Source organism: Variovorax sp. GW821-FHT10D07, from assembly GCF_059415325.1.
On the sequence record NZ_JBWKMZ010000010.1, the window covers coordinates 345,836 to 372,657 of the forward strand.

Below are 26,822 nucleotides of genomic sequence, written 5' to 3' on the forward strand. Positions count from 1 at the left end.
AGAGAAAGGATCGCCGTGCACGAGCGACATATCAACCCCGACCACTATCTGCAAACGAGCACCGGCCGGGTCTTCACGAAGGAGCGCCAACTGGCGGCATGGGACCGCGTCTACGAGGACCTGGAAGCCGCTCTGCGGCGACGCTCTTCCACCCCGATGCAGCTGTACCTCGTGATGGGTGTTCAGGGCTCGGGCAAGACGAACTGGATCCGCCGGAACATCGCCGCTCTGCCCGGCGCGGTTTTCCTCGACGCCGCACTGCCCGCCGCACGACACCGGGCGCGAGCACTGGACATTGCGCGACGTTGCGGTGTCGAGGCCACCGCAGTCTGGATCAATACGCCGCTGGAGATCGCGCTGGCGCGCAATGCCTCACGTCCCGCCGATGAACGTGTTCCCGAAGAAGCGATGCGCAGCGTCTTCTCGTTGCTCGAAGCGCCCACCGTGAGCGAAGGCTTCGTGCGCGTGGTCGAGATCCTGGACAACGGTGTGTCGAAGGGGCTCTGATGCCTCGGACGAAACTGGCGAAGTAGCGTCGCACGAGCCTCCAGAGTATCCAGACCTGCTACCTGCCTGAAATCTCGCGATCGAGCGGCGGAGGGTCCCTAGTCTTCGTGCATGAATCATTCTCAACCGTGGCCACGCCTCACAGGCGCATTCAAGGTCCTGGTCATCTCGACAACCCTGTTCGCCAGCGTCGCAGCCAGCGCTCAATTCGCCGTGGCGGGCTTTGCCATCGGTCAGGAGATGAAGTCTTGCCCGGACTCTTCTGTGCCCATACGCAAGGATGCCCGGAACAGCGGCATTGCCTGCAGGTTTCCGGAAAAATCCAGATCGGTCTTCAGTACGTCGGCAGACCAACTCTCGCTGGCCACCGATCAGCGGGGCGAGGTGGACAGCGTCCTGGTCGTCGGGATCGATGCCGTGCATGCCGCTGCGAAAGCTGCCGAGGGGTATGGTCCTCCGGATGCGTCGGAGGTGCACGAAAAGCTCTCCTTCTGGGCGTGGCTGCGAGGGGATGTCCGGCTGGTCATCTTTCATAATCACGACGCCCCGGCCACGTCCAACATCATCCTCGACCGATATCCTCGATAGTCCGTCGTTTTCGATCGGGAGCAACCGCCTAGCGCAGGCTCAGGCTCCACTTGTCGCGCTGAACCAACCCCACCGTTTCAAACTCAGCGGCGATCACAAGATGAAGTTTCGAATCCAGGAAGTCGAACTCGAAGAGGCCGATGCCCGACAACCGACAGCGCACATTCGCCACCACCTCTTGATCTGCTTTTTTTGGGGAGATGTATCCGATGCCGATCCAGCGATTCAATTTGTTCATTTGCCTGCTGGTCATGTCGGGCTTTGCACATGCACAGATCGAGTGGCCATTGCTTCACGCGACGAGATCGGTGAAATTTACCGAGGCCATCGTTCTTCAGTGCAATGCATCCGCCCCGGCAGAAGCAGGCAGACGCCTGAAGGCCTTCCAGTCATGGAAGGCACGCAACGAGCGTCAAGCCACCGCCTTGCAGGAGTTCAACATGAAGCGAATTCGCGAGGAAGCTCCCGAGCAGAGCCCCGCAGAGATAGAAATTGAACTCGACAAGGAACTCCAGAGAACGATCCTGTTCATGGTTTCAGACGACGCAGCCATGTGCGCCGATCTGGCGCGCTGGCTCGACAGTGCGGAAAGCGAGCCGCGTCGCCAGGTCATCGATCTGATGCTGCCGCCGGACCTTCCCGCAGCGCCACAGGCCGGCCCCTCCGAGCAAGCGCTCAGCCGATGAACGCCGAAGATCCATTTCGCGCGGTCGAGACATGGACCGAATGCGCGCCCCGGGGCAATTTCACCGCAGTGCATCGCCAACACTGGCAATACTCTGCGATGAACGGAATCGAATTATCTTCGAGACCTTGGACTCGCTAACCCAAAGCTCGCGCGCCTGAAGGGAGCAGGTCGCCCGAGACCAGGATACCGAGTTCAGAAAACCTGGTCTTCCAAAAGCACGAGTGGAACAAGGTCAGATGCGCATCGGGCCCCCACGAGCAGCGCCTTGCGTCAGCCGTCGGACCTCTTCGACTTCACGGATCAGAACGAACGCGCCAAGGCCAATCGCTTTGACTCGAGTCTGGAGCAGTTGTCCAGCCGTGACTGCCACCTGACGCAGACAATCTCGGCCGTCATGCACGCTGCAAATCGTAGACCTGCAAATGGGTGTAGGCCACCCGCGTGAGCGTCATTTCCAGGCCCAAGGACTCGCCCCTGCGCAACATATCACCGACGATGTCAAAACTCTCCAGACGCCTCTGGCTCTGGGTAATGTCTCGCATCATGGAGGCGGCCCAGGCCGCCGTCTTGTCAAGAACGCGCTGTTTGACGGCTTGTACGGCAGGCTCTGGCAGCGGGTGCGCACTGTGCTGGGCGACGGCCAGGCATTCGTTCATGGCCTGCTCCATCAAGGCAAAGCCGTGGTCGGTGGCCAGGATGTCCTTGACCGTGCCTCGCATCAGGCAATTCATCATCGAGGCAGTCGCGATCATGACCCATTTGTTCCAAAGTGCCTGGATGATGTTCGCTGGGCGCTCTCGCACACCTGGCGTCTTTGCCATGGCCGCGACCAAGGCATCCACCATCTCCCCTTGAGAGTCGTGGCGGGGTCCGACCAGGAAGCGATCATTCTTGCCGAAATGGGTGATGGTGCCGCTGGGTTCCAGCATCGTGGCAATGTAGGCCACGCCTCCCAGCACGCGCTGAGTACCGAAGCGCACGTCGAGTTGGTCATAGGCCGCCAGACCGTTCAGAAGCGGCAGGATCTTCGTCTGCGGCCCGATGCCCAGCGCCAGGCTGTCCACGGCCGCACCCAGGTCATAGGCTTTGCAAGCCAACAGCACCAGGTCGTAGTCCGGTTGGAGCTCGCCACTGGTGACGGTCGAAACAGGTTGATGAAAATCGCCCAACTCACTTTTGATCTGAAGCCCTTGCGATTGAAGCACCTGAGCGCGCTTTTCTCGCACAAGAAAAGTCACATCTTCACCGGCTTCGATCAGCCGCGCGCCGTAGTAGCCACCAATAGCACCTGCACCTAGGATGAGAATTTTCATGATGATTGGCACGTGCGCCAGGCTCTCTGGGCGTGCTGCTTGAGGGTTGATGATGTTGGGATGCCCATGTGTTGCCAATGGAGCGTCTGATCGGTGGCGCGGCGACGCGCTCGGGCTAAGCCAGCGCCGCCGCGGGCTCCTCCAGGCTGCGGGAAAGGCTTAGAACAGCTTGGGTGAGTCGGTCTGTGACTGTCGCTTCAATCGAATAGCGACCGTCTGATTTGGGCATGTCGAGCTCACTGGCGAATACTCCGGGCAGCTGATACTGGGAACCCAGCGCCGCGAGCACGGGCTTCAGGGTGTAGTCCAGCGCCAGCATGTGTCCCTGGGTGCCGCCAACAGAGATGCCAAGTGTGGGCTTGCCCAGGAAGATGCCGCGGGGGAGCAAATCCAGAAAAACTTTAAGCAAGCCGGAGTACGCCGCGTTGTAGACCGGCGTGGCGATGATCACCGCCCGGGCCCGGTCTACCAGCTGGACCGCTTCGGTGATGCTGGCGTTGTCCGTCCGCGCTTGAATCAGCGCCTCGGCCGGCAGGCTGCGCAGATTCAACCGCCGGGTGGGCATGCCGCTGGACTGAAGGATGCTCTCAGCGCAATGAAGAAGATGTCCGGTTCTGGATGTGGCAGAAGGGCTGGCCAAGAGGGTGGCGATGTATTTCATGGAAGGTGCCTGCGTGCGATGGGCTTCGGGCCGTGGACAAGCTTTGTTCGTCCACATCAGTGGGCAATGGCCGGCGCCTCGCTTTGAGGTTGCGGCTGAGGCTGCTGGCCGATGAACTCAGGTTCCACCTCGATTCGACTTTCGATCTCCCGTGTCAGATGCGCCAGACGCTCGACCAGACCGTCGTAGTCGCTCCATTGCAGCATGACCTCCCCGATGAAGTCGGCGTTGTTGCGCGGTGTGGCGGTCACGCGTTCTCCGATCTTCTTGCTGATCCGTGTTTCGTCCGGGCTCAGGCCCAGATGCAGGGCCAAAGCTTCGAGATTCGGGTAGGACTTCAGCACCCCGTTGCGCGGCGCGCGAATCATGCGTATGCCGCTAAAGGCCCGGGGCTGCAGATGCGACGGCGACATGTCTCCCGTGATGGCCCAGCGGATCCATTCGTGCCAGGGATCGAAGTCGAAAAAAGCGCGCTGTGCAAGGTCCCAGATGTGCATGCCGCCCGGCCGCATATTGGTTTCGACCGCCGAGGTACTCCCGTTCTCGCGCAGGAACACCTCGTTGTGGTACGCACCATTGAGCTCGGAAACCAGCGAGCGGATGTGCCCGCCTGCGGCAGTGATGCGCGCATGCGCGTCAGCGCTCAGTGGTGCGTGAACGATCTGCTGGTACTCCGCCCGGAATTCGCCCTCGGTCGTCCGCTTTTCGGTGATCCACTGAAGGCCGGCTACATAGTCCCAGCTGTACTCACGCGCCTGCGTGACCAGTTCCTCGACGATCACGCCATCCTCGTGATAGATCGCAAGCGCATCCCAGATCACGGCGCAATCGGCCAGGCGCTCGATGGTGCTGCAGCCGCGGCTGTTGCCCTCCCCGGCCGGCTTGATGAAAGCGCGCCCGCCAAGCAAGGCCACCGTGGTGTGCAGATCTTCCAGTGTCTGGACCTGCTTGCTGAAGAGCACCTGGTAACCCGCAGGCTGATGCGCGGCCTCGCGTTCGCGCTGGCGCAGCACTCGCTTGTCCAGCCCGGCCTTCGCGTCTTCCACGCGGGCTCCAGGGAGCCTGTAGTGCTGGGCCAGTGCGGCGCCCAGCAGGGCGCCGCGATCGGAGAACGGGAGGACGCCCACCGGCTCAAGCCCCAGGCGAATGAGTTCGACCTGCACGTGGTGAAGTGAACGCTCCAGCGCCTCTGCCGACAAAGGGCACGCAAGCACCACATCGGCGGCGCCGCTGTCTCGCGATTGCGCCACCTCGGTGACCAGCACCAGTTTCAAGCCATGTTCACGGGCAGCAATCGCACGCAACTTGGCAACGTCGTAGATTCGGACATTGTTGTAGCCAACAACAAGCAGGCATCGTGTCATGACAGTCGCTCCGATGTGGGTGTTTCACGAAAAATTCGCTCGATCAGGCCTTTGACCTCCGCGGAATCACCACGCAGGACGCCAGACAAAGGCGAGGCATCGGGCGCATAGCTGATGGCCCCATGCACAGCCTTGGGCTGCTCGTTGGCAGTCCAGGAAATCAGACCGGGCAGCCATTTCTGCGCATTGAAGATCGGGTATCGGGTTGTTCTCGGGTCCAGGCCTGGATAGACAAACCAACCATAGGAGTCGGTGCTGTGAGGCGGCTGGAGCTCCACGTGCCTGTCAAAGAGTTGTTGCAACAGATCAGCCTGGTACAGATTCAGGCCTGTCTTGAGCTCAAAGGTCTCGGCAACGCCTGCGCCACCGACGCGACTGGCCACCTCCAGGAAGTGATACCGCCCCTGGCCATCCACGATGATCTCAAGATGAAAACTCCCATTGAAGTGCCCCAGCGCACGAAGCACGTTTCTGCTCAGGTCCAGGGCCTCCTTGTCCAAAGGAGTCTGGACCGAGCCCAAGGGTGAACCGGATGCATACGCCAGGCAGTTGCCCACATAGGCACTGGTCACGGCCGCTTGCAAGTCACCCTGCACGGCAAAGCCATCCACATGCAGGATCGAACCGTCGACAAAAGCCTCGACCAGGTAATCCTGCGGGGTTATCAGTTGACGAACCAGCGCTTCGATGTCCTTGGGCCCACCCGTCTGGATGCCATAGCTCGATGCTTCGAGCCGAGGTTTGAGCAAGTAACGCGGCGAAGGCGCGGCCGCCGTCAGAAACTCCTCGGCGGCCCAGAACTGCGGCTGGATCACGCCAGCCTGTGCACAACGCCGACGCATCACCAGCTTGTCACGCATGGGTCGGATGCCGTCCAGACCGTCACCGGCAATGCCGAAGCGATCACGCAGTGTCGCCGCCGGGATGAGGTCGTATTCGGACCTGGCGATGAGCCGATCACATGAGCTCAACAGATCTCCCAATTCGGCGCCGAGCTTCTGTGCATCGAAGCTGTCCGCATCCAGCACGTGCTTGTTGAACTCGAGTGGCAGATCCGTGCCACCACCTTGGCGGCAAACGTAAGTGACGTCGTGCACGGTGTGATCGATCACGCTGCCATAGCGCGCTTTCGAATACGGGATCCGATGCAGGATGACAATCTTCATGTCTTGTACTCCACGCTGAAGTAGTTCTTCGTCGAGTCGATGAAGGTGTCGAGATCGGCGTCGAGCGTGGTGATGTCCCAGAGTGCCTGCCCGATGAAGATTTCGCGATCCGCGAAAGGCAAGCGTTCGCCCTCTTTGACGAACAACTTGTCGATGACGACAGGGTGCCCGATGTCAGTGCGCACCAGGCGCTCAACCGTCATTCCGGGCTCGCCGAAGAACACGCGAAAGAAGGTGCTACGCGACTCAGAGCTTCCAGCCGCTGGATCCCGGCCCGCGATAAGGTCGATCCAGCGCCCAATCAGGTCGACTCCGCTGTGCAAGCGCGTGCTGTCAACGATGTAGGCACCGCCGATGCGTGGGTTGGCTTCGATGATCTCCCAGCCCTGCTGTCTGTCGTGGCGCGCCTCGACGTGATAAACGCCCTCGGTGACATCCACCCCCTGCAGGACACGCTTGACCAGGTCAATGCCCTGCGTCAGCCACCGATCCTCAAGACTGCGCGGAGGACACAGACATGCGTTCTCAAGAATGGTGCGATGGAAGGCCGTGAGATCTACCTTTTCGTGCACGGCATGAACGCTCGCCAAGCCTCGCCGCACCGACACTTCAAAGCTGAACTCCTGGCCTGCGATGAAGTCTTCCGCAATGAACTCAGCTTGTGGCGCAAAGACACCGTCATAGGCTAGGTCGGTTCTGGCGAGTGCCCAGATTTCTTCCAGCTCCCGATAGCAAGTGACCTTGTCGGCACGGAAGGCTCCAAAGGAAGCGAGGCCGGTGCGCGGCTTGATGAACAGCGTGCTTGGCGATTGAAGCGACGCAAAGGACTGCGCATCCAGCTGCTGTGCCTGCTTGCGCGACAAGCCCCGTGCATGCAGTGCGCGTCGGAATGCCAGCTTGTCGCGCAGGAGCCGAACCACCTCTGCGGGCACGTCGCTTGCGCCCAAGCGTTCGTTGGCTTGTGCCATCAACTCGCGATAGCCATCCCAGACAGAGATGCATCCCGTGACCTGTACTTCGGAGTCGATGGTTTGCAGAAAATCAACAACGTGCTGATGGGTAAGAGACAGGCTGTCGACGAAGTGGGCCTGGTCGACTTTTTCCAGCCAATCCGCTGTCAGTCCACGCGCTGAACGCGAGGAGACAACAAAGACGGCCAAGTCTCGACTTCGAAGTTGTTCTGCAATGGCGCCCACCATCGTGAGGCCTTGATGAGACAGAACGACAAAACCCTTTTTCATGGAATCTCATCTCCCGAAGGTTGATCTATGGCCAATGCGGCGATCCAGCGCCAAGGACGCGCTCAAGCGGCCTGCCTCTGCTCGGGGCCGAAGCGCCGATACAGGTCCTCGAAGAACAACTTCAGGATGTCCTGGATCTCGGAGAGGTAACGTTCGACCGCTGCCAGGTCCTGTGCGTTGTCGATGAGCAGGCTCAGGATGTTCCACATGTCCTGCGTATGGTCTTCAACCAGGTCCGTGTTCAGGTGTGCCACCTGGCCGGCAATCTTGTCCTTGCCCACGGACTGCCCCAGGGCGCTGACATGGCGCGGGGTGATCTTCTGGGTCGTGTACTCGACCAGATAGCTGTAGCAAATCACACCCAGCGGCTTTTCATGCTCTGCGACGAAGTAGAGAAAGCCGGCGAGCAGGCGCGTCGCAAAGCTTGGCTCGGTCGCATAGACCTCCTCGGGCGAGACGCCGATGCGCTCGGCATCCTGGATGAACAGGACGTCGTGCAGCATCTCTTCGTCCTGGTAGGCCGCATAGAGCTTGGCGGCTTCGGCGTGGACGCGCGTGACCTTGTGCAAGGCATTGGATTGCGCACTGCGCATGAGCCGGATCCGCCAGGCATGCTCGATCAGTGTCTGACGGTAGTAAGGAAGATGGACCTCCTTGCCTTCGAAGTGCTGCGCATAGGGAACCGTCCGGTTCCATTCATCGATCTTCTGATCCAGAAAGCGATCGATGTCGCGCTTTGCGTTCGCGCTGGCCTCTTTGTCGAGAAAAGGCTTTTTGCGAATGATCGACCGATCGGTGACGCGATTGGAAAAAGTGGTGGTTTCACTCATGGCTGCGCTCCTAGTTGACTTCAAGAAAAACAACGTCGCCGTAGGCACTGCATTGACAGGCCAGGCGCATTGAGGGCTCTTTCATCTCGATGAGCTCGAACAATCGATGCTCGCGATCGGTCTTTAGGGAAAGGTTATGGGCACCTTCAACGATCTGCACTGCGCAAGTTCCGCAATTTCCTGACTTGCAGCCGAACATGATGTGCTCATCCAGATCGACCAGATCAACTTTTCCCTCGAAACTGAATTCTGTCGATCCGCGAAGAAATTTGAGCTTGGGCATCGCACGCTCTCGACAAGGAAGGAATCAGAAAATAAATGAAATTCAACCCAATTGCGGCCATTCAGCTGGGGTTGAATAGACTTTTCAAGCAGTGGCTGAGCTTTCGCGTACCGCCTCGAGTCTTCGAATCAATGGCATCACATGCGCATAGAAATTGCGCATTTCCGCCCGCGTCGGCCAACCCGACAAGATGAACTCGGAAACGCCGACGTCCTTGTACGACACCAAGTAACGTGCAACTTCCTCATGGCTGCCGACCACGCACAAGGCAGGCCCCCCGCGGTAGGCCACCGCACCAGCCCACAGGTTGGGCGAGACCCAATCGTCCTTGCTGTCTTCCGCCAATCGGAAAGAGTTCTTGACCGCCTCCGAGTCCGACTTCGAGACAAACTCGCGCACATTCTTTCGATGGTTCTCGTCCGGGTTGGCCATCATCTGCGCCAGGTCGTTCAGCGCTTCTTCACGCGTGCTCCTGGACAGGACATGCATGCGCAGGCCGATGCTGCGATTGGCATCACGCAAGGGCGCGCTGGAAGTCCGCAAGCCTTCGGGCGTATCCCCATACCGAAGCCAGCAATCGGACCAACGGATGGCCGTCTGCTGGGCTTGTGCAGAAGCTCCGCTCAAGTAGATGAACGGACGCCCGTGCCCTTTGTAGGGCAGACCCAGACGAGCCTCTTCAAGCCTGAAATAGGCACCGTGATGCGTGAGGGGCTGCTTCTCGCTCCAGAATCGGTGAAGCAGTTCAAGGAACTCGTCGCTGCGCTGGTAGCGACCATCGTGGGCCAGAAAGTCACCGTAATAAGCCTGTTCGGCCGGCGAAATGCCGGCGACCAGGTTGAGCGTGACTCGGTTACTCGACATCCAGGACAGGGTGTTGACCACCTGAACGAACAGCGTGGGATGCAACAAGCCCGGCCGGTAGGCAAGAATATATTCGATGCGCTTGGTTTCTCGTGTCAGCGCCCCAATCAACGCAATGGGGTCTGGCAGATGAAAGCCGATCGCCATCAACAAGCCGTGGACGCCCAGCGACTCCGCTTCCTGGGCAAATTCGATCATGCCATTCAGATCCAGGGTGTCAGCCAGATCTTTTTCCGAGGCGCGTGTATTGCCATTCCCACGAGGCGCTCCCCAACTGATTTTCAGTGCTCCCATGACTTCCTCAGTGATGTCCAAGTTGAAAACCGTGTCTCCTGTCTTGGCATTTTGTTTCCCGCAAGCATAGGCCGCGCAACAAGATCACATGTGAAATTTAGGATTCGTGATCGTCAAATAAATAAACTAAACAAATTGCGTCATTCGTGAAATTTCAACAAAGCAGCGACGCTGGAACGCTCTCATGAGAACGCCGCCATGACTGGGATCTCACGCAATCAAAATATAAATAAAAGTTTCTTACTTGCTTAGAAGCGTGACTTCCATCGGCAATGCGCATGTCCACCTTCATCGGTGAATTCATTTACGTGTCACGTCATTGGAAATAGCCCCCTGCGGCGCGCCTTGACACATCCGAACTGACACTTGATCACCCTGAGCGGATCCTTGACCTTCGCATGCACACTCGCCTCGAGCTTTTCAGCTTTGCCGACCGGAACATCGATCGCATTACCCCTGTCCAGCGTCCGATGCTTTCCGGGGCGCATTGCGATGCGCAACCAAGTCAACGCCAACCAACTACGACGCTGGGTTGGACTTCATCGTGCGAGTGAACTGTCGCTCTACGGAGGCTGCTGTTGGACGAACTCAAGATGCAGTTGCCCCGCCGACAGCGCAAGCGGTTCGGCGTGTCCAGTGAGCAATGACCAGACGGCAGAGCTCCTGATCGAAGGCGTATCACTGAATAACACCGCGCAGACGGTGAAGATGTCGGCGACACCGATGGCCAGGCTTGAGCATCAGCCGGCGATGCCGGCCAAGTGCTGACTTCCTTGTTGGTTTTTCTTGGCGTGAGACCAAGCCGGACGAGATGACCCGCACGATTCAGGGCCAGTACACAAGCAAGGACGGGTCGCTCAACCGCAGAAGACTTGCCCCATCCTTCCCGGGGTCACCAACCTTCAAGCACTGAGTACGAGCCCAGGAATGCGACGGTGCAGGTGCTCCTTCGCGCGCTCATTGACGTGCAGCCGAATCTGCTGGCTCGATGAGGAGTCCACAACCATCTGATGCCAGTAAAGATCGACATCGAAGTTCGATTCTGGCAAGAGGTCGACCAGTTGGCCGCTTTGCAACTGCTCGCGCACCTGCATCTCTGGAAGAAAGCCATAGCCGATGCCACATCGGATCGCATCCAGGCGAGCTTCCGGGGTGGGAAGCGAGTGCTGCGGGTAGCTTGTTACCGCAAAGCCGAAGAACTGTTCGAGGAACATTGCATGGTAGCTGTGATGATTCCCGATCATGAGTGCATGGGCCTGCAGCACACTTGGCAGGACAAAGCCAGACGCAAAGGCACGATCAACGAAGCGTGGCTCAGCGACGCATCGATAGCGAAGCACACCCAGCGCATCCGAGGAAAAGCCGCGAGGAACCGTGGGCGAACTGGACACACACCCGAAGAGTTCACCGCGCTGAAGCATCGACAACATCGCAGCCGGTTCCTCGATGACCAGTTGGAGCGATACGGCCATCCTCTTGGCCATGTCGAACAAGATGCCCGAGAACCAGGTCGACATGGAATCTGCATGGCTGCCAAGCACGATCTGGATCGCCTTACCTGGTTGCGTGCCGGAAGCCATCGCGGCGATCGCCTCCGCCTCCATGATCCGCAACGCTTGAACATAGCGCAGCAGTCTCTCACCATGGCTGGTGGCCCTGATCGGTCTTTCACGAACAATGAGGGTGCGCGACAAGGACTCCTCCAGCGCACTCACCCGCTGAGAGATGGCCCCCTTGCTCAGATGAAGATGACTTGCGGCACGCTCAAAACTCTGGAGCTTCAAGACCGTGGCAAAAGTCTCCAGCTGGTCGCGATCAAGCATAGTCAAGGCGGCTTCGAAAGCGCACGTTTGATGAGTGCTTGGGTGTTTGAAGCGTCAAACAACGAGTCATCATGAGTCGTGTCATGTGCTTTTACGGCGCGAAGATCATTGCTTCGATGCCCCCGGATCGCTCGATCGCGTGCGTGCGATGAGCGTCTCCTTGGCGGGCGCGGAGGACGTGCGAAACCAGGCCCCTGAAACAATGGCTGTCACGATGATCAAGCCATAAAGTGTCATGGCAGCTGCCGCGACCGCGAAGAACAATACGAGCGAATCCGTGAGCTGCAGAACCAGCCACCCACCACCGACGCTGAGGACAAGACGGATGAGTCCGGCCAGCAAAGGCCACTTCAAACGTCTGGCCCCCTGCGATGCGAAATAGAGTGACCAGCCCATCGCGAAAAAGCCATAGAAGGGGCCGACGGCCTGCAAGTAGGCCACACCGACTTTCAACACCTCTGGTTCCTGGGTGAACAGGCCCAGCCAAGCATGTGGCCAGAACGCGACGGACAAGCCGATTGCCTCGGCCAACACGAAGGCAAAGGCCCCGCCTGTCAAAGCGATTCGCAAAGCCCGTTTGGACTGCTGCGCACCCAGGTTCGAACCCACCAGGGCAACCAGCGGAGCTCCGATGCCGAAGGCCAGGGGAGCGATCAGGTATTCAAGTCGAGAAGCAATGCCATAGCCAGCCACAGCGACTGTGCCGGCAAAGGTACCTACCACTGCGAGGGATAGCGCGATCAGCAGATTCGTCTGCAGGGAGTTGATGGTTGCAAGGCCGCCTACAGAGAAGATCTTGTAGAACATGCTGTAGCGAAGCTTGCTCGGGCGCAGTCGGGCCAGGTTGCGTCCACTCCAGCAGTACCACCCCAGGATGAGCGATCCTGCCCCGTAGTAGCCAAGAAAGGCCATCCCTGCGCCCACGATGCCCAGCCGCGGAAATGGCCCTTGGCCAAAAATCAATGCCGCCGACAAGGGCACCAAGAGAACAGCCCCCGCGCAGATGACAAGGCCTGGGACCAGCATGTTTCCGGTGCCTCGGATTGCGCTTGCGAATGCGTTCATGATCCACATGAGCACGATCCCACCGAAGATGACGTTCGAATAACTCAGTGCGACATCCAGCGCTTCACCCTTTCCTCCCAGGGTCGCATACAGCCACGGTGCAGTGATCAGAACGAGAGCGGTGAAGAACAGACCGATCGCCACGTTCAACACGAGCGCATGAAACACGTAGTCATGGGCTTCGTCCATCTTCCCCTCGCCCAGGGCTCTTGCGATGGCGGATGAAATCCCGCCGCCCATGGCGCCCTGCGACATGTTCTGCATCAGCATGATCACCGGGACGACCAATGCCATGCCGGCCAGCGATTCAGTGCCCAGGCTGGCAATGAAATACGCCTCGATGAAGCCCGTGCTCGATTGCGCAAACATCATCAACACATTGGGCCATGCCATGCCGAGCACTGTTGGCACGATCGGGCCCTGGAGCATTCTTTGAAGCCGCGCATCGGCGGGCCGCCGTGACGCGGCAACGCGCGACTCGTCGACAGGGTCATGATTCCCAATTTCGATGCCCTGGCCGTGCGATTTCAAGGCTTCCCCCCATGCAATTATCTTGCTATGAACGCAACACTACGTGCATATGCACGCATTTGTCAAGGCATCGATGGAGCGGTACACTTTCGGCTGCTTAACTGCTCGTCAAGGCGTTTGATGACGGCAAAGACTTCCCCATCCGCGACCATGCAAGAGGCCGCTTCTGTTTGTAATGGGGCGGCATTGCGCAAGGCAACGCGCCGGCTCTCGCTGCTCTACGACGAGGCACTGGCACCAAGCGGACTACGACTGTCTCAACACTCGGTGCTCGTGCATATTCATCGCGCCGTAACGCCCACGATGACGGATCTGGCGCGCGACATGGTGCTCGATCGCTCCGCTCTTTCTCACAACCTCAAACCGCTTGAGCGCGATGGCTATGTGTCTTTACTCAAGGACCCATCCGACAAACGGATCACACGCGTGAGCCTGACCAACGCTGGCCGACGCAAGCTCAATGAGACCAAAGCATTGTGGGCAATCGCACATCGTCGCTTTGAAGCTGCATTCGGAGCCGAAAAAGCAAGAGACATGAGGGCTTTGCTGTTTGAAATTTGCAGCACCGAGTTCAGCGAGAAGTATGCGAATGAGTCCATGTGAGCTGAAGCTCTCCGACTTCAAATCAGGAAGCGGCCACCTGGCGCTCGCCCCACGCGGCAACGCCTCCACCACACCCTCAATCAATCGCCACCCTCGCCTCCTTCACCAACCTCGCATACTTCGCGGTGTCACTGCGAATCTGCGCCGCCATCTGCGCCGGCGTATCCCCCACCGGCTCCGCCCCGATCTCCTCCATGCGCTTCCTGAACTCCGGCGACTGGATGATCTTCACCATCTCGGCGTTGAGCCGCTCCACGATCTCCTTCGGCGTGCCCGCCGGCGCGAGGATGCCGAACCAGGTGCCCTGGTCGAAATCCTTCAGCCCCGACTCGGCCAGGGTCGGCACATCGGGCAGGCTGCTCGAGCGCCTGGCGGTGGTCACGGCCAGCGCGCGCAGCTTGCCGGCGCGGATGTGCTGCAGCACGGGCGTCAGGGTGTCGAAGGACATGTCGACCTGGCCGCCGAGCAGGTCGGTGGTGAGCGGCGCGCTGCCCTTGTAGGGCACGTGCAGCAACTCGATGCCCGACAGGGCCGAGAGCTGGGTGCCGATCAGGTGCTGCACGGTGCCGTTGCCGTTCGAGCCATACGAAAGCTTGGCCGGCGCGGCCTTGGCCTGGGCGATCAGCGCCTGCGCATCGCGCGCGGGCGATTTGGCGTTGACGACCATCACGTTGGGCACCAGCGCGACGGTGGTGATGGGCGCGAAGCTCTTCTCGAAGTCGTAGGGCAGCTTGCGGTAGACGCTGGTGGCGATGGTGTGGTGCACGGCGCCCATCAGCAGGGTGTAGCCGTCGGGCCGTGCCTTGGCGACGTAGTCGGCGCCGAGCGTGGCGCCGGCGCCGGGACGGCTCTCGACCACCACGGGCTGGCCCAGGCTCTGCGAGAGCTTGTCGCTCAATGAGCGCGCCAACACGTCGGAGCTGCCGCCGGGCGGAAAGGGAACGACGAGGTTGATGGGCTTGGCCGGCCAGGCCTGCGCGGCCGCGGTCGTGGCGGCCAGGCCGAGGGTGAAGGCGGCGGCGAGCGCGGTCAGCGCCGCGCGGCGGCGGACGATGGGCTGGGTCACGGGTTGTCTCCTTTTTTGTCGTGGCAATGGCCGGCCGTGCGCGCACGCCCTCTCCGGCCCCGGGGGCGGAAAACTCAGGCGGCCTGGCGCTCGGGCAGCGGGGCCAGCAGCGCGCAGACGGCGCGGGTCACGTCGGCGGTAGTGGCGCTGCCGCCGAGGTCGCGCGTGTGCAGCGAGGTGTCGGCCGTGACCTGTTCGATGGCACGCATCAGGCGCGCGGCGGCCTCCGGCTCGCCGAGGTGCTCGAGCATCATCACGACCGACCAGAAGGTGCCGACCGGGTTGGCGAGGCCCTGGCCCATGATGTCGAAGGCCGATCCGTGGATGGGCTCGAACATCGAGGGGAAGCGGCGCTCGGGATCGATGTTGCCGGTGGGTGCGATGCCCAGGCTGCCCGCGAGCGCGGCGGCCAGGTCGCTGAGGATGTCGGCATGCAGGTTGGTGGCGACGATGGTGTCGAGCGAGGCCGGCCGGTTGACCATGCGCGCGGTGGCAGCGTCGACCAATTCCTTGTCCCAGCGCACCTCGGGGAACTCCCTGGCCACCTGCACGGCGATCTCGTCCCACATCACCATCGCATGGCGCTGGGCGTTGCTCTTGGTGATCACGGTGAGCTGGCGGCGCGGCCGCGAGCGGGCCAGCGAGAAGGCGAAGCGCATGATGCGCTCGACGCCGGCGCGGGTCATCATCGAGACGTCGGTGGCGGCCTCGATCGCATGGCCCTGGTGCACGCGGCCGCCGACGCCGGCGTACTCGCCCTCGGAGTTCTCGCGCACGATGACCCAGTCGAGGTCGCCGGGGCCGCAGCGCTTGAGCGGACCGTCGATGCCGGGCAGGATGCGCGTGGGCCGCACGTTGGCGTACTGGTCGAAGCCCTGGCAGATCTTCAGGCGCAGGCCCCACAGGGTGACGTGGTCGGGGATGTGCGGATCGCCGGCCGAGCCGAACAGGATCGCGTCCTTGCCGCGCAGCGCGTCGAGGCCGTCGGCCGGCATCATCTCGCCGTGGGCGCGGAAGTAGTCGCCGCCCCAGCCGAAGTCCTCGAACTCGAAGCCGAAGCCGAAGCGCTCGCTGCCGACGGCCAGCGCCTCGAGCACCTCGCGCCCGGCCGGCACCACCTCCTTGCCGATGCCGTCGCCGGGAATGGTTGCGATCCTGTAGGTCTTCATGGTGTAGCTGCGTCGCTGGAGTGTTGGAATGGTTCCGACTGTAGGAACTCGACGCGCGATCGGATCGCCCCTAAAGTCAATCCATCGTTAACTTCAAGTCAACAGCGAAAATCGCGATGGCCCACGAGATCCAACCGGCCGACCTCGGCTTCTTCTCGGCGCTCGCGCGCGCCGGCAGCCTCAGCGCGGCGGCGCGCGAGCTCGGCATCACCACGGCCGCGGTGAGCAGGCACCTCGCGCAGATGGAGGCGCGGCTCGGCGTGAGCCTGGTCAACCGCACCACGCGGCGCATGGGGCTCACACCCGAGGGCGAGCTCTACCTCGCGCAGGCGCGGCGCATCCTGGCCGACATCGAGAGCCTGGGCGAGCAGCTCGGCGTGTCGAAGGCGGTGCCGCAGGGCCTGCTGCGCGTCAACGCCACGCTGGGCTTCGGGCGCAGCCACGTGGCGCCGCTGATCTCGAAGTTCGTGCGCCGGCATCCCGAGGTCGAAGTCCAGCTGCAGCTGTCGGTGAACCCGCCGCCGCTGACCGAGGATTCGTTCGACGTCTGCGTGCGCTTCGGCGCGCCGCCCGAGTCACGCGTGATCGCGCGGCGCATCGCGGCCAACCGGCGGCTGCTGTGCGCGGCGCCGGCCTACCTCGCGAAGCACGGCACGCCCAAGGTGCCGAACGACCTCACGCGCCACAACTGCATCGGCATCCGCCAGGGCGAGGAGGCCTACGGCCTGTGGCGGCTGTCGAGCGGACGTGGCGCGAGCGCGAGCACGCAGGCCGTGAAGACGCGCGGCACGCTGACCACCAACGACGGCGAGATCGCGGTCAACTGGGCGCTCGAAGGCCACGGCATCCTGATGCGCGCCGAATGGGACATCGCGCGCTACCTGCGCAGCGGGCGGCTGGTGCAGGTGCTGCGCCCGTTCCACACGCCCGATGCCGACATCTACGCGGTGTACCCGCAGCGCCACCAGCTCGCGGCGCGGGTGCGGTCCTTCGTCGACTTCCTCGCGCAATCGCTCGAGCAGCAGGCTTCGGCGGCCTCCAAGACCGCGTTCTGACGCGACCCTAGGGAAATCCCCAAGGCCGCGCTCGCGGCCGTGCCCGCGCGCGCCCTCGCCCAGAGGGAAAAGCACCCGCGCGGCGCCCTCCCTCACCCCGCCCCGATGTCCCCACGGCACTGGCCCGCAACTTGCAAACTCGCCCAAAAATGACAGAAAATTTTCTTGACTGACTTATATTTGTAAATCAATTTTCAACTTTGCACCGTTCCGGCGCCCTTCCGAACCCCATGAGCACCAACGTCGACCCTCCAGGCACCACCGTGGCCCAGCGCATCGCGCAGGCCCTGCCGCGGCTGTCCCGATCGCACCGGCAGGTGGCCGACTACGTGCTCGAGCATCCGCTGCAGGTGGCCACGCTGCCGATCGACGAGCTGGCCACGGCCGCCGGCGTGTCGGTGGCCACGGCCAACCGCTTCGCGCGCGCGCTCGACTTCGACGGCTACCCGGCCTTCCGGGCCGAGCTGGTGCGCGGCTTCGAGCCGCTGGTGGCGCCCGTCGAGCGGCTGCGCGGCAACCTCGAGCGGCCGACCACGGTGTCCGAGGTGTTCGCCGCGGCGCTCGAGGAGAGCCGCCGCAACATCGACGCCACGCGCCAGTCGCTCGACTACGCGGCCTGCGAGGCGGCGGTGGAGCGCATCGGCAAGGCGCGCTCGATCTACATCGGCGGCTTCGGCGCCAGCGCCTGGCTCGCGGGCCTGCTGCAGCACGGGCTCGACAGCAGCTGCAGCGACGTGCGCCTGCTCTCGGGCGTGAGCGGCGTGACCCATGCCGCGCGCACGCTGATGCATGCGGGGCCGCAGGACGTGTTCATCGGCGTGACCTTCCCGCGCTACCTCACCGACACCATCGCGCTGGCCCAGATCGCGCGCGGCCAGGGCTGCGCGGTGCTCGCGCTGACCGACCGGCCGAGCTCGCCGCTGGCGCCGCTGGCCGACGTGGCGCTCTATTGCCAGACCGAGACCAGCTACCGCCCCAACTGCGAGACCAGCGTGCTCGCGCTGATCGAGGCGCTGACCAGCGCCGTGGCGCTGCGCGCGCCGGGCGCGGTGCAGTCGGCGGGCCGCATCCTGCAGGCGGTGCGGCCGTGGCTGCACGGGGGCAACGGGCCGCGCACGACTGGCGCGAACGGCGCGAACCCGCAGGCCACGCCGCCCGCGGACAGCACCCCGAAGAAAAAGACCTCTCGATGAACAGCCCCACCCAGAACGACAACGCTTCCACCCCGCGCGTGCCCGTGATCGCCATCCATGGCGGCGCCGGCACCATCAGCGCGGGCACCACCACGCCCGAACAGGCCGCGGCCTACCACGAGGCGCTGCGCCACATCGTGGCCACCGCCCAGGCCGCGCTGCTGCAGGGCGCCTCGGCGCTCGACGCCACCTGCCTCGCGGTCGAGCTGCTCGAGGACTGCCCGCTGTTCAACGCCGGCCACGGCGCGGTCTTCACGCACGAAGAAACCCACGAGCTCGATGCCGCCGTGATGGACGGCGCCACGCTCGCCGCCGGCGCGGTCGCGGGCGTGTGCCATGTGCGCCGCCCGGTGCGCCTGGCGCGCGCGGTGCTCGAGGACGGCGCGCACGTATTGCTCGCGGGCGCCGGGGCCGAGGCCTTCGCGCGCGAACGCGGGCTCGAGATGGTCGAGCCCTCGTACTTCTCGACCGAGGCGCGCCGCCAGCAGCTGCACCGCGTGCGCGACACCGGCCGCGTGGTGGTCGACCACGAGGGCGCGGCCATGGCTTCGCTCGCGCATGCCCCGCTCGACGAGGACCGCAAGTTCGGCACCGTCGGCGCGGTCGCGCTCGACATGCACGGCCACCTGGCCGCCGCCACCTCCACCGGCGGCATGACCAACAAGCGCGTGGGCCGCGTCGGCGATTCGCCGCTGATCGGCGCCGGCACCTATGCCGACGACGCCACCGCCGCGGTCTCGTGCACCGGCAGCGGCGAGATGTTCATCCGCATCGCCGCCGCGCATGACCTCTGCGCGCGCATGGCCTACGCCGGCGCCACGCTCGAAGCCGCCGCCTACACGGTGGTGATGAAGTCGCTCTCGGCCATCGGCGGCACCGGCGGCCTGATCGCCGTCGACCGCCACGGCAACCTCGCGCTGCCCTTCAACACCGAGGGCATGTACCGCGCCCATGCGCGCGGCCGCGAGACCCCGAAGACGGCGATCTTCGCCTGACGCCACCGCTTCCTTTCCCGACTGCCATGTCCGCTGCGACCTCCCTCCCCCCTCTGCCCAACCTGCCCCATCTCCCTGAGGGCCGAGTGCTCGCGGTCGACGACCTCAGCGTGCGCTTCACCACCTCGGAACGCACGGTCGATGCGGTCAAGAAGCTGTCCTTCCACGTCGACCATGGCGAGACGCTCGCGGTGGTGGGCGAATCGGGCTCGGGCAAGTCCGTGACCTCGCTCGCGCTGATGCGCCTGGTGGAGCACGGCGGCGGCCGCATCCTCGAGGGCCGCATGGCGTTTCGCCGCCGCAACGGCGAGGTGCTCGACCTCGCGCAGGCGCGCGACCACACGATGCGCGGCATCCGCGGCGCCGACATCGCGATGATCTTCCAGGAGCCGATGACCTCGCTGAACCCGGTGTTCACCGCGGGCGACCAGATCGCCGAGGCCATCCGCATCCACCAGGGCAAGAGCAACGCGGCCGCGCGCGCCGAGGCGCTGCGCATGCTCGAGCTGGTGCGCATCCCCGAGGCGCGCAACGTGCTCGACCGCTTCCCGCACCAGCTCTCGGGCGGCATGCGCCAGCGCGTGATGATCGCGATGGCGCTGTCGTGCAAGCCGCAGCTGCTGATCGCCGACGAGCCGACCACCGCGCTCGACGTGACGATCCAGGCCCAGATCCTCCAGCTCATCCGCGAGCTGCAACAGGAGATGCGCATGGGCGTGCTGTTCATCACGCACGACATGGGCGTGGTGGCCGAGATCGCCGACCGCGTGCTCGTGATGTACCGCGGCGACAAGGTCGAGGCAGGCCCGTCGGACACCGTGTTCGGTGCGCCGCAACACCCCTACACCCGTGCGCTGCTGTCGGCCGTGCCCAAGCTCGGCGCCATGCAGGGCACCGAGCTGCCGGCCAAGTTCGAGCTGCTGCGCACCGAGACCGGCGCGCAGGCCGAGCCCGGCACCCACACCGAGCCGCACGACACGGTGCGCGCCGAGGCCGGCCCGATCCTGCGCGTGCGCGAGCTGGTCACGCGCTTCGACGTGCGCAGCGGCGTCTTCGGCCGCGTGAAGCGGCGCGTGCATGCGGTCGAGAAGATCAGCTTCGACCTCTACCCCGGCGAGACGCTGGCGCTGGTCGGCGAATCGGGCTGCGGCAAGTCGACCACCGGCCGCTCGCTGCTGCGCCTGGTCGAGAGCCAGAGCGGCGCGATCGAGTTCGGCGGCCAGAACATCCGCGAGCTGCCCACGCGCGAGCTGCAGGCACTGCGCCGCAACATCCAGTTCATCTTCCAGGACCCCTTCGCCTCGCTCGATCCGCGCGTGACGGTGGGCTTCTCGATCATGGAGCCGCTGCTGATCCACGGCATCGCCAAGGGCGCCGAGGCGCAGCAGCGCGTCGACTGGCTGCTGCAGAAGGTGGGCCTGCCGCCCGAGGCGGCGCAGCGCTACCCGCACGAGTTCTCGGGCGGCCAGCGCCAGCGCATCGCGATCGCGCGCGCGCTGGCGCTCAACCCCAAGGTGGTGGTGGCCGACGAATCGGTGTCGGCGCTCGACGTCTCGCTCCAGGCCCAGATCGTCAACCTGATGCTGGACCTGCAGCGCGAGCTCGGCGTGGCCTTCCTGTTCATCTCGCACGACATGGCGGTGGTGGAGCGCATCAGCCACCGCGTGGCCGTGATGTACCTCGGGCAGATCGTGGAGATCGGCCCGCGCCGCGCGGTGTTCGAGGCGCCGCAGCATGCCTACACGCGCAAGCTGATGGCGGCCGTGCCGGTGGCCGATCCCTCGCGCCGCCACAAGCAGCGCGCGCTGCTCGAGGGCGAGATCCCGAGTCCGATCCGCGCCGTGGGCGACGAGCCCGAGGTGCCGCCGCTGGTGCAGGTGGCGCCGGGCCATTTCGTGGCGCGGCATGCCATCGGCGGCGCTTTCTGACGCCTTTGAGTTTTTTCTTCGTTTTTCCGTCGCAGGGCCCCCTGCTTTTTTGTTCCTCCCTCTCTTTCACGAATCGACTGGAGTTCTTCCCATGAAGCCATCCTCTTCCTCCCTGCGATGGGCCTCTGCGCTGCTGGGCCTGGCCGCGCTCGCCGCCTCGGGCTCGGCCCTGGCCGCCAAAGACGTGGTGCTCGCCATCGGCTACCAGCCCGAGACGCTGGACCCGTACAACACCAACACCACCATCACCACGGCCGTGACCAAGACCTTCTATGAAGGCCTGTTCCAGTTCGACAAGGACCTGAAGGTGCAGAACGTGCTGGCCGAGGGCTACGAGGTCTCGAAGGACGGCCTGGTCTACACCATCAAGCTGCGCAGCGGCGTCAAGTTCCACGACGGCACCGACTTCAACGCCGAGGCCGTGAAGTTCACGCTCGAGCGCGTGCTGAACCAGGACAACAAGCTGCTGCGCTACAACCAGTTCAACCGCGTGGGCAAGGTCGAGGCGCTGAACCCGACCACCGTGCGCATCACGCTGAAGGAGCCCTTCGGCCCCTTCATCAACTCGCTGGCCCATGCCTCGGCCGCGATGATCTCGCCGACCGCGCTCAAGAAGTGGGGCAACAAGGACATCGCCTTCCACCCCGTGGGCACCGGCCCCTTCGAGTTCGTCGAATGGAAGCAGACCGAAGCGGTCAAGGCCAAGAAGTTCGACGGCTACTGGAAGAAGGGCTTCCCGAAGGTCGACACCGTGCAGTGGAAGCCGGTGCTCGAGAACAACACGCGCGCCGCGATGATGCAGACCGGCGAGGCCGACTTCGCGTTCCCGATCCCCTACGAGCAGGCCGAGTTGCTGAAGAAGAGCGACAAGCTCGAGGTCGTGGCCTCGCCCTCGATCATCACGCGCTTCCTGGCCTTCAACATGCTGCAGAAGCCCTACGACAACCAGAAGGTGCGCGAGGCCATCGGCTACGCCATCAACAAGGAAGCGCTGGCCAAGGTGGCCTTCGGCGGCTATGCGATCCCCGCGCAGGGTGTGATGCCCCAGGGCGTGAAGTACGCCGAGAAGATGGCGCCCGTGCCCTACGACGTGAAGAAGGCCAAGGAACTGCTGGCCGAGGCCGGCTACCCGAACGGCTTCGAGTCGGTGCTGTGGAGCGCCTACAACAACACGACCAGCCAGAAGACCATCCAGTTCGTGCAGCAGCAGCTCGCGCAGGTCGGCATCAAGCTGCAGGTGCAGGCGCTCGAAGTGGGCCAGCGCACCGAGCAGGTCGATGCCTGGCCCGATCCCAAGACCGCCAAGGTTCGCCTGTACTACACCGGCTGGTCCTCGTCGACCGGCGAGGCCGACTGGGGCCTGCGCCCGCTGTTCGCCTCCGAGTCGTGGGCGCCGAAGCTCAACAACATGTCGTTCTACAAGAGCGAAGTGGTCGACAACGCGCTGGCCAAGGCGCTGGTGTCGGTGGACGAGGCCGAGAAGGCCGCGCTTTACAAGACCGCGCAGGAACAGATCCGCAAGGACCTGCCGCGCCTGCCGCTGGTGACGGAGCAGAACCTGTCGGCGCACTCGAAGCGCCTGACGGGCGTGTTCGTGATGCCCGACGCCAACATCAACATCGACGCGATGTCGGTGGCGAACTGATCGCGGGTTTCCCGTTTCCTGACTGACCGCGCGATGGCCGGCGGCACCCCGCCGCCGGCCGTTCGCGGCCCCTGCTCCCCATGCTGAACTACTTCCTCAAACGACTGTTGGGCCTGATCCCCACGCTGCTCATCGTGGCGGTGCTGGTGTTCCTGTTCGTCCACATGCTGCCCGGCGACCCGGCGCGCCTTGCCGCCGGCCAGGAGGCCGACGAGCAGACCGTGGCCATGGTCCGCGCGGAGCTCGGCCTCGACAAGCCGCTGCCGCAGCAGTTCGCGAACTTCTTCACCCACATGCTGCAGGGCGACTTCGGCACCTCGATCCGCACGCGGCGACCGGTGTCGACCGAGATCGCCGAGCGCTTCTTCCCGACGGTGATGCTGACCGTCACCAGCATGGTGTGGGCCGTGATCTTCGGCATGGGCATCGGCATCGTCTCGGCCGTGTACCGCAACCAGTGGCCCGACCGCATCGGCATGACGCTGGCGGTGTCGGGCATCTCCTTCCCGGCCTTCGCGCTCGGCATGCTGCTGATGCAGATCTTCTCGGTGCAGCTCGGCTGGCTGCCCACCGTGGGCGCGGCCACCTGGAAGCACTACATCCTGCCCTCGATCACGCTGGGCGCGGCCGTGGCGGCCGTGATGGCGCGCTTCACGCGCGCCTCGTTCGTCGAGGTGATCCAGGAGGACTTCGTGCGCACCGCGCGCGCCAAGGGCGTGCGCGAGCGCAGCGTGATCATCAAGCACTGCCTGCGCAATGCGCTGATCCCCGTGGTCACGATGATGGGCCTGCAGTTCGGCTTCCTGCTCGGCGGCTCGATCCTGGTCGAGGCGGTGTTCAACTGGCCCGGCCTCGGCCGCCTGCTGGTCGACGCGGTGCAGATGCGCGACTACCCGGTGATCCAGACGCTGGTGCTGCTGTTCTCGCTCGAGTTCATCCTGATCAATCTCGTGGTCGATGTGCTGTACGGCTTCATCAACCCGACCATCCGCTACAAGTGAGGCCGCCGCCATGACCCAAGCCACCGGCGTGCCTGCCGAATCCACCCTTCCCGCCGCCATGCCCGCTGCCACACCAGTGACCGCGGTCCAGACCGCGGGCAAGGTCCGCACCCCCTGGGGCGAATGCTGGCGCCGCTTCAAGAAGCAGCCCGTGGGCATCGTCGCCGCCCTGTTCGTGCTGCTGCTGGTGTTCGTCGCCGTGTTCGCGCCGTGGATCGTGCCCTTCGATCCCGAGAACTACTTCGACTACGACATGCTCAACAGCGGGCCCTCGGCCACGCACTGGTTCGGCGTCGACCCGCTGGGCCGCGACATCTTCAGCCGCATCCTCGCGGGTGCGCGCATCTCGCTGATGGCCGGCTTCCTGTCGGTGCTGGTCGGCGGCTTCGTCGGCACCGCCTTCGGCCTGCTCGCGGGCTACTACGAAGGCTGGTGGGACCGCATCGTGATGCGCATCTCGGACGTGCTGTTCGCCTTCCCCGGCATCCTGCTGGCGCTGGGCGTGGTCGCGATCCTCGGCAGCAGCATGACCAACGTGGTGGTGGCGGTGTCGGTGTTCAGCGTGCCGGCCTTCGCGCGGCTGGTGCGCGGCAACACGCTGGTGCTCAAGCAGCAGACCTACATCGAGGCCGAGCGCAGCATCGGCGCCTCGGACTGGACCATCGTCGTGCGCCACATCCTGCCGGGCACGATCTCCTCGATCGTGGTGTATTTCTCCATGCGCGTGGGCACCTCGATCATCACCGCGGCCAGCCTGTCCTTCCTCGGCATGGGCGCGCAGCCGCCCACGCCCGAATGGGGCGCGATGCTCAGCGAGGCGCGCGCCGACATGGTGACCTCGCCCCACGTGGCGCTGTTCCCCAGCCTCGCGATCTTCTTCACCGTGCTGGCCTTCAACCTGCTGGGCGACGCCCTGCGCGACGCGCTCGATCCGAAGATCGACCGGCAATGAGCGCGAACGCCCTGCCCCGCATCGGCGGCCTGCGACCCGGCCCGCGCGACGCGATCAGCGACGTCGCCGGCGTGGCCGTGGGCCACCGCACGCTCGCCGAGGGCCCGGTGCAGACCGGCGTGACCGTGATCCGCCCGCATGCCGGCGACCCGTTCCGCGACAAGGTGCCGGCGGCCGCCGTGGTGCTCAACGGCTTCGGCAAGAGCATCGGGCTCGTGCAGCTCGAGGAGCTCGGCGTGCTCGAGACGCCCATCGCGCTGACCAACACCTTCTCGGTCGGCACCGTGGCCGGCGCGCAGATCCGCGACTGCATCGCGCACAACCCCGAGACCGGGCGCTCGCTGCCGACCGTGAATCCGCTGGTGTTCGAGTGCAACGACGGCTTTCTCAACGACATCCAGCGGCTGGCCGTGGGCGAGGCCGACTACCAGCGCGCGCTGGCCGATGCCGGCGCGGATTTCGCGCAGGGTTCGGTGGGCGCGGGACGCGGCATGTCGAGCTTTCAGCTCAAGGGCGGCATCGGCAGTGCCTCGCGGGTCGTGCCGTTGGGTGCGGCTTCGCACACGGTGGGCACGCTGGTGCTCGCGAACTATGGGCGGCAGCCCGAGCTGCGGCTGGCGGGGCATGCGGTGGGCGCGCGCCTCGCCGCGCTCGTGGCCGAGCGGGCCGTGGCGCAGGAGCCCGAGAAGGGCTCGATCATCGTCGTGGTCGCGACCGACGCGCCGCTCGATGCGCGCCAGCTGCGCCGGCTCGCGCTGCGCGCGGGGGCCGGGCTGGCGCGTACCGGCTCGGTCTTCGGGCACGGCAGCGGCGACATCGTGCTGGCCTTCTCGACTGCCTACACCGTGCCCGATCGCGCCGAACGCGCGATGCCGGCCGTGGCGGTGCTGCACGAGACGCAGCTCGACGGGCTGTTCCAGGCGGCGGCCGACGGGACCGAGCAGGCGATCCTGCATGCGCTGTGGCGGGCCGAGTCGGTGACCGGGCGCGACGGCAACCACCGTGCCGCGTTGAGCGAGCTGCTGTCCCCTTCTCTCTTTCTTTGATTTTTCTCTTTTGCCGGGTGCCCTCATGAAAGTGCTGATCTCCACCGATATCGAAGGCGTTGCGGGGGTCTATCACCCCGAGCAGACGCGGCAAGGCAATCCCGAATACGAACGCGCGCGGCTGCTGATGGCACACGAAGCCAATGCGGCGATCGCGGGGGCCTTCGATGCGGGGGCCGACGAGGTGCTGGTGAACGACTCGCACGGGGGGTTTCGCAACATGCCGCCCGATGTGCTCGACCCTCGGGCTCGCGTGGTGCAGGGGAAGCCGCGCTATCTGAGTATGGTGGCGGGGGTGGAGGAAGACGGGGTCGAAGCGGTCTGCATGATCGGCTACCACTCGCGGGCACAGGGGCGCGGGATCCTGGCGCACACGATCAACAGCTTTGCGTTTGCGGGTGTCTCGCTCGGCGGGCAGGAGCTGGGCGAGGCCGGGCTCTATGGGGCGCTGGCGGGGGAATATGGGGTGCCGGTGGTGATGGGCAGTGGGGACGATGTGTTCATTGCGGAGAACCGTGGCTTGTTTCCTCAGGCTGTGTTCGTGGAGACGAAGAAGGCTACGGGGAATACCAGTGGGGTTTCTTTGTCGCCCGAGAGGGCTCGTGAAGCGATTCGGGCTGGGGTTCAAGTTGCGCTGTCTTCACGGGCCAAGGTTCTTCCGCTGGTGTTCGAAGGGCCGCAGACTGTGACTTTGAGGGCGCAGACTGCGGCGCTGGCGGATCTGTTTTGCCAGTGGCCGGCGTTTGAGCGGGTCGATGGAGTAACCCTGCGTTTCTTGGCTCCTGACGTCGAGGCTGCTGTTCGGATGTTGAACTGCTGCTCGGCGATGTCTTCGATGTTGCGCTGAGATTTGATCTTTCTTTTCTCTGCTTAGGCCGTTGGCCGGGTCTCGCCCCGGCGGGCGACTTACTTTCTTTGTCTCGCCAAAGAAAGTAAGCAAAGAAAGGCGAC

At 64.0% G+C, this 26,822-nt stretch carries 27 protein-coding genes; 14 read left to right on the plus strand and 13 right to left on the minus strand.

All coding sequences use genetic code 11. The features are described 5' to 3' along the window. Window positions 1–15: 15 nt before the first annotated feature. Both AC07PU_RS27565 and AC07PU_RS27570 read left to right on the plus strand, forming a co-directional pair. The gene (locus AC07PU_RS27565) at window positions 16–507 is read left to right on the plus strand and encodes an AAA family ATPase (RefSeq protein ID WP_495321637.1); all 492 of its coding nucleotides are present in this window, start codon (window positions 16–18) and stop codon (window positions 505–507) included. 111 nt (window positions 508–618) lie between these two features. Beyond that, window positions 619–1,095: a hypothetical protein gene (locus AC07PU_RS27570; protein WP_495321638.1), complete on the plus strand. Its 477-nt coding sequence runs from the start codon at window positions 619–621 to the stop codon at window positions 1,093–1,095. Between the two features lie 28 nt (window positions 1,096–1,123). Here AC07PU_RS27570 and AC07PU_RS27575 read toward each other — a convergent pair whose 3' ends face one another. Further along, window positions 1,124–1,348 (minus strand): hypothetical protein, encoded by a 225-nt coding sequence (locus tag AC07PU_RS27575; RefSeq protein ID WP_495321639.1) that lies wholly within the window; start codon window positions 1,346–1,348, stop codon window positions 1,124–1,126. A 55-nt stretch (window positions 1,349–1,403) separates the two neighbouring features. On the opposite strand from AC07PU_RS27575, the gene AC07PU_RS27580 reads away from it, so the two are divergent. Next, window positions 1,404–1,781 carry a hypothetical protein gene (locus AC07PU_RS27580; RefSeq protein ID WP_495321640.1) on the plus strand — a complete coding sequence of 126 codons (378 nt, stop codon included), beginning with the start codon at window positions 1,404–1,406 and terminating at the stop codon, window positions 1,779–1,781. A gap of 394 nt (window positions 1,782–2,175) precedes the next feature. Here AC07PU_RS27580 and AC07PU_RS27585 read toward each other — a convergent pair whose 3' ends face one another. The 8 genes from AC07PU_RS27585 to AC07PU_RS27620 all read right to left on the minus strand — a co-directional run bounded on the left by AC07PU_RS27585 (window position 2,176) and on the right by AC07PU_RS27620 (window position 9,820). Beyond that, a complete protein-coding gene (locus AC07PU_RS27585; protein WP_495321641.1) occupies window positions 2,176–3,096 on the minus strand; it encodes a ketopantoate reductase family protein in 921 nt (306 codons plus the stop codon). Window positions 3,097–3,211: 115 nt separating this feature from the next. Beyond that, a complete protein-coding gene (ssuE, locus tag AC07PU_RS27590) occupies window positions 3,212–3,757 on the minus strand; it encodes an NADPH-dependent FMN reductase (protein WP_495321642.1) in 546 nt (181 codons plus the stop codon). 56 nt (window positions 3,758–3,813) lie between these two features. Continuing rightward, window positions 3,814–5,121 carry a hypothetical protein gene (locus tag AC07PU_RS27595; protein ID WP_495321643.1) on the minus strand — a complete coding sequence of 436 codons (1,308 nt, stop codon included), beginning with the start codon at window positions 5,119–5,121 and terminating at the stop codon, window positions 3,814–3,816. Next, window positions 5,118–6,287: an ATP-grasp domain-containing protein gene (locus AC07PU_RS27600; RefSeq protein ID WP_495321644.1), complete on the minus strand. Its 1,170-nt coding sequence runs from the start codon at window positions 6,285–6,287 to the stop codon at window positions 5,118–5,120. Before AC07PU_RS27600 ends, AC07PU_RS27595 begins: the two co-directional genes overlap by 4 nt. Then, complete coding sequence (locus AC07PU_RS27605) at window positions 6,284–7,528, minus strand: ATP-grasp domain-containing protein (RefSeq protein WP_495321645.1); 1,245 nt, start codon at window positions 7,526–7,528, stop codon at window positions 6,284–6,286. The genes AC07PU_RS27600 and AC07PU_RS27605 overlap by 4 nt, the downstream gene beginning before the upstream one ends. Window positions 7,529–7,590: 62 nt before the next feature. Further along, window positions 7,591–8,358 carry a hypothetical protein gene (locus AC07PU_RS27610; protein WP_495321646.1) on the minus strand — a complete coding sequence of 256 codons (768 nt, stop codon included), beginning with the start codon at window positions 8,356–8,358 and terminating at the stop codon, window positions 7,591–7,593. Between the two features lie 10 nt (window positions 8,359–8,368). Next, the gene (locus AC07PU_RS27615; protein ID WP_495321647.1) at window positions 8,369–8,641 is read right to left on the minus strand and encodes a 2Fe-2S iron-sulfur cluster-binding protein; all 273 of its coding nucleotides are present in this window, start codon (window positions 8,639–8,641) and stop codon (window positions 8,369–8,371) included. Window positions 8,642–8,725: 84 nt separating this feature from the next. Then, on the minus strand, window positions 8,726–9,820 hold the full coding sequence (locus AC07PU_RS27620; RefSeq protein ID WP_495321648.1) for an LLM class flavin-dependent oxidoreductase: 1,095 nt from the start codon (window positions 9,818–9,820) through the stop codon (window positions 8,726–8,728). Window positions 9,821–10,435: 615 nt separating this feature from the next. Here AC07PU_RS27620 and AC07PU_RS27625 point away from each other — a divergent pair. Continuing rightward, window positions 10,436–10,567: a hypothetical protein gene (locus tag AC07PU_RS27625; RefSeq protein WP_495321649.1), complete on the plus strand. Its 132-nt coding sequence runs from the start codon at window positions 10,436–10,438 to the stop codon at window positions 10,565–10,567. Window positions 10,568–10,701: 134 nt separating this feature from the next. Here AC07PU_RS27625 and AC07PU_RS27630 read toward each other — a convergent pair whose 3' ends face one another. Then, complete coding sequence (locus AC07PU_RS27630) at window positions 10,702–11,622, minus strand: ArgP/LysG family DNA-binding transcriptional regulator (RefSeq protein ID WP_495321650.1); 921 nt, start codon at window positions 11,620–11,622, stop codon at window positions 10,702–10,704. Between the two features lie 105 nt (window positions 11,623–11,727). Next, complete coding sequence (locus AC07PU_RS27635; RefSeq protein WP_495321662.1) at window positions 11,728–13,116, minus strand: MATE family efflux transporter; 1,389 nt, start codon at window positions 13,114–13,116, stop codon at window positions 11,728–11,730. Window positions 13,117–13,368: 252 nt separating this feature from the next. On the opposite strand from AC07PU_RS27635, the gene AC07PU_RS27640 reads away from it, so the two are divergent. Continuing rightward, the gene (locus AC07PU_RS27640; protein WP_495321651.1) at window positions 13,369–13,821 is read left to right on the plus strand and encodes a MarR family winged helix-turn-helix transcriptional regulator; all 453 of its coding nucleotides are present in this window, start codon (window positions 13,369–13,371) and stop codon (window positions 13,819–13,821) included. 76 nt (window positions 13,822–13,897) lie between these two features. On the opposite strand, the gene AC07PU_RS27645 is transcribed toward AC07PU_RS27640, so the two are convergent. Together AC07PU_RS27645 and AC07PU_RS27650 are read right to left on the minus strand one after the other, a co-directional pair. Beyond that, the gene (locus AC07PU_RS27645) at window positions 13,898–14,887 is read right to left on the minus strand and encodes a tripartite tricarboxylate transporter substrate binding protein (RefSeq protein ID WP_495321652.1); all 990 of its coding nucleotides are present in this window, start codon (window positions 14,885–14,887) and stop codon (window positions 13,898–13,900) included. A gap of 74 nt (window positions 14,888–14,961) precedes the next feature. Next, window positions 14,962–16,056, minus strand: coding sequence for a tartrate dehydrogenase (locus AC07PU_RS27650; RefSeq protein ID WP_495321653.1), 1,095 nt, complete (start codon window positions 16,054–16,056; stop codon window positions 14,962–14,964). A gap of 116 nt (window positions 16,057–16,172) precedes the next feature. Between AC07PU_RS27650 and AC07PU_RS27655 the strand changes: the two genes are divergently transcribed. From AC07PU_RS27655 to AC07PU_RS27695, 9 genes are all read left to right on the plus strand, one after another. After that, window positions 16,173–17,111, plus strand: a complete 939-nt coding sequence (locus AC07PU_RS27655) for a LysR family transcriptional regulator (protein ID WP_495321654.1) — start codon at window positions 16,173–16,175, stop codon at window positions 17,109–17,111. Between the two features lie 230 nt (window positions 17,112–17,341). After that, complete coding sequence (locus AC07PU_RS27660; RefSeq protein ID WP_398497893.1) at window positions 17,342–18,304, plus strand: MurR/RpiR family transcriptional regulator; 963 nt, start codon at window positions 17,342–17,344, stop codon at window positions 18,302–18,304. Next, entirely contained in the window at window positions 18,301–19,299 is a 999-nt protein-coding gene (locus AC07PU_RS27665; RefSeq protein WP_495321655.1) for an isoaspartyl peptidase/L-asparaginase family protein, read from the plus strand. Before AC07PU_RS27660 ends, AC07PU_RS27665 begins: the two co-directional genes overlap by 4 nt. Window positions 19,300–19,325: 26 nt before the next feature. Next, complete coding sequence (locus AC07PU_RS27670; RefSeq protein ID WP_495321656.1) at window positions 19,326–21,227, plus strand: dipeptide ABC transporter ATP-binding protein; 1,902 nt, start codon at window positions 19,326–19,328, stop codon at window positions 21,225–21,227. A gap of 91 nt (window positions 21,228–21,318) precedes the next feature. Further along, window positions 21,319–22,872, plus strand: coding sequence for a glutathione ABC transporter substrate-binding protein GsiB (gene gsiB, locus AC07PU_RS27675; RefSeq protein ID WP_057591101.1), 1,554 nt, complete (start codon window positions 21,319–21,321; stop codon window positions 22,870–22,872). A gap of 80 nt (window positions 22,873–22,952) precedes the next feature. Beyond that, a complete protein-coding gene (gene gsiC, locus AC07PU_RS27680) occupies window positions 22,953–23,873 on the plus strand; it encodes a glutathione ABC transporter permease GsiC (protein ID WP_261205959.1) in 921 nt (306 codons plus the stop codon). Between the two features lie 10 nt (window positions 23,874–23,883). Continuing rightward, entirely contained in the window at window positions 23,884–24,825 is a 942-nt protein-coding gene (gsiD, locus tag AC07PU_RS27685) for a glutathione ABC transporter permease GsiD (protein ID WP_296787582.1), read from the plus strand. Then, window positions 24,822–25,871 (plus strand): DmpA family aminopeptidase, encoded by a 1,050-nt coding sequence (locus AC07PU_RS27690; protein ID WP_495321657.1) that lies wholly within the window; start codon window positions 24,822–24,824, stop codon window positions 25,869–25,871. The genes gsiD and AC07PU_RS27690 overlap by 4 nt, the downstream gene beginning before the upstream one ends. A 25-nt stretch (window positions 25,872–25,896) precedes the next feature. Then, on the plus strand, window positions 25,897–26,718 hold the full coding sequence (locus tag AC07PU_RS27695) for a M55 family metallopeptidase (RefSeq protein WP_495321658.1): 822 nt from the start codon (window positions 25,897–25,899) through the stop codon (window positions 26,716–26,718). Window positions 26,719–26,822: the final 104 nt, after the last annotated feature.